Source organism: Microseira wollei NIES-4236, assembly GCF_020521235.1.
Lineage (GTDB): Bacteria > Cyanobacteriota > Cyanobacteriia > Cyanobacteriales > Aerosakkonemataceae > Microseira > Microseira wollei.
Genome location: NZ_BLAY01000369.1, coordinates 1 through 3,135, shown reverse-complemented (window position 1 = coordinate 3,135; position 3,135 = coordinate 1). Strand labels below are relative to the sequence as shown.

1 protein-coding gene and 1 pseudogene are annotated in these 3,135 nt (G+C 46.7%); both read left to right on the top strand.

The window, feature by feature from the left end; translation table 11 throughout:
• Positions 1–150: 150 nt before the first annotated feature.
• The gene (locus tag MiSe_RS48305) at positions 151–1,710 is read left to right on the top strand and encodes a YncE family protein (protein WP_226594538.1); all 1,560 of its coding nucleotides are present in this window, start codon (positions 151–153) and stop codon (positions 1,708–1,710) included.
• Positions 1,711–1,982: 272 nt separating this feature from the next.
• Positions 1,983–2,675: pseudogene (locus MiSe_RS48300) on the top strand (hypothetical protein).
• Positions 2,676–3,135: the final 460 nt, after the last annotated feature.

The following is a 3,135-nucleotide window of genomic DNA, read 5'->3' as shown; positions in this document are numbered from 1 at the left end:
CGCCTACTACCAGCTCAAGTTTGTAGTAGGCGCCCAAGCGCCTACTACCAGCTCAAGTTTGTAGTAGGCGCCCAAGCGCCTACTACCAGCTCAAGTTTGTAGTAGGCGCCCAAGCGCCTACTACCAGTCTATAAATAGTGTGAGGAAACTGTGACAGAGCAAACTCTTTTATCCCTAGCGCAACAGGGAAATCCAGAAGCGATCGCATCCCTACTTAACCAAGCATTATCCAAAAAAAACATCACCGCCACCACAAGTTTAGAGGGTAAATGTCTCCAAGTTACCCTAATATCCGACCTACTACCCCCTCAAGATCTCTGCATCTACGTCATCTCTGAAGGGATGCGTAGTCTTTCCATCCCATCGATTCAATTTATCCGCGTTATCGGACAGCAACGCTACTCGCAACTCGCCTGGAGTCAAACAATCGAGCAGAGGAACACAGCAGCAGAGGAGCAGAGGGGCGATGGTGTAGAAACCCATCCTTTAAAACAGCTTAAAACCAAAATATCTTTACCCTGGTTAACTTTTATTCTCTCAATTCTTGTGGCTGCATTAGGCGCAACCATCGCTTTCCAACGCAACGCTCCCATCGCAACACAAGCTAAAAAATCTACTCGCCTCCAGTCGCAACTTGCCATCGTCGCCAAGAAACCAAAACCCAAAGTTCGCCCCAAACAGAGCAAAAAATCTCCTCAAGTTAGAACCCGTTCCCGTGCAACTCGGATGCGGTTAAAAGCAACAATTGCTGGCAATATTTCCCCCAAGTCCGTCGTGCATTCGGGGCAGGGTTTGTTTTTTGCCCAAAACATGATGTATCGCCACACAATTACCGTCTACAACCGACAGCATAAATTAGTTAAAACTATCCCGGATCGGGTTAATTTATCTAAATACGGTTACGGTCAATTCAAAGGCACTTTCAGAGGCGCACCCGTTGAAGCGAGTTTTTCCCACGATGGTAAGTATGCCTGGGTTTCTAATTATCAAATGTACGGGCCCGGTTTCAACAATCCTGGAAGCGATCGCTGTAGTGCCTCCCAAGCAAGCGATCGCAGTTTTCTCTATCGCATCAACACCAAAAATTTTCAAATTGAAAAAGTTATCAAAGTCGGTTCCGTTCCCAAATTTGTCGCCACTTCACCCGATAACCGCCTAGTCTTGGTTTCCAACTGGTGTAGCTGGGATTTAAGTGTAGTCGATACCGCTCAAAATCGGGAAATAAAACGCCTTAAACTCGGTCGCTATCCCCGCGGCATTGTCGTCGATAGCGATGCAAAATATGCCTACGTTGCTGTCATGGGTTCTTCTAATATCGCGCGGGTTAATCTAGAAGATTATTCGGTAAAATGGTTGATAAATATCGGGCGATCGCCTCGCCATTTAAACTTAGACCCTGCGGGTAAATATCTCTACGCTTCTTTAAACGGCGAAGGCAGAATTGCCAAGATTTCTCTCACAAACGGTCAGGTAACCGATAAAGTTTTAACCGGCAATGCACCGCGCAGTATGGTTTTATCCAACGATGGTCAATTACTTTATGTTGTCAATTACAACGAGAATACTGTGAGTAAAGTTCGCACTTCTGATATGAAAGTCCTGCAAAAAGTCAATGTGGCGAGTCATCCCATCGGAATTACTTACGATCCGCAAACGCGCCAAGTTTGGGTAGCTTGCTATTCCGGCAGCATTATGGTCTTCCAGGATTGAGTCGTTCCCCTCGCCTCTCGTCCCTCTCGTCCCTCTCGTTTTCCAGGTTCCACCTGGAAATGCCGATCGGGAGACTCTGCCTCCTTGTACGAGGCAGAGCCTGCAAAACTGCCTTCCCAGGCTGAAAACTGCCTTCCCAGGCTGAGCCTGGGAACAAGACACCATGAAGATTTAGGCCAAAGTCCTGAAGCAATTACTTATGTTAAGATATTTGAAGCAAATATTAAATAAATCTGTAAATCGCTCACCTTCGCACTCAAGGTAGATACTGGATGACTTTTGTGAATGGCGCCGAACCGCTCCTCCGTAGCAAACAAGAAGCCCTTGACTTTCAGGATCTGCAAGGGCTTTTGCATATAAACTGGAAAATAGGAGGAAAAACTTGATTTTCAGGGTTTTATACGGGGATAGATCGGGTATTTCTTCTCTGGGGTTTGATTACCGCAACAATTTTTATGACTGCTCAGTTTCTCCCGTTTAGTTGGAGCCTGCAAGCAATTTTTTGGTCGGCGCTGACTTTGGTGGGTACAGTTGGGATGGTAGCGCTGACGCACTTTTGGGTACGGGTAGAACGCCTGGTTTGGGTTCTTTATCAATGGGCGATTTTGATGGTGGGTGGTGCTATCCTCACCGATTTAAGCATTTTTCTGGGATGGGGTGAGGTACTGATTCGCCTCTGTCCTTTATGGTTGGGTTTGAGTGCTTTGGGTTACCTGGTTACTGGGGTAGGGATGGGATCGCGCACTTTTATCCTCACCGGGTTGGTTCATCTGTTGGCTATCGGCATATTACCTTATGTCGGTAGCTGGCAGTTTCTCACCACCGGGATTGTCATGGGGTGCAGCTTGTTACTCTTAGCTGAAATGCAGTGGGATATGCGATCGCCCATCGACTACGACTTACTCACCCCAGAACAAAAGCAATTCAATCAAGAACAAAACCGCCTGCGCCAATTGAATACCTAATTTTTCCCCTTCTCCCCCAGTGGGAGAAGGAATGTTTTAATACTCAAGGCAGATCGCCAACTCAATCGTTAAAATCGGATAAGCGATCGCCTCCATAATGTTTCGTTAAAAATACATACCTTTTTCCTGAAGTTTTGGCAACATATAAAAGTACAACTTGAGGATGCATCTATCTCACTTGAAGATGCACCACCATAGCAGGCGTTGTGCTGTTTGTACTGCGAATCGCTGCCTAAAGGAGAACGGCGTCAGGGTGGCGAGTGGTCATCAATAACACTGTGAAAAAAGTGGCTAACAAACCGAGTTGATTTTTGTGGTGCAGGGTTTTTGTCGTTTCCGCTCTGCCAAACCTACTCAAATCTACCTATGAGACTTGTATCAGCTTGACTTCCTGCTTCCACCAAGGGAGTCGGCTCCTTCTTGTCCGCAGGCGTAAATTCGGGAGTAGCTCTCCCTACTC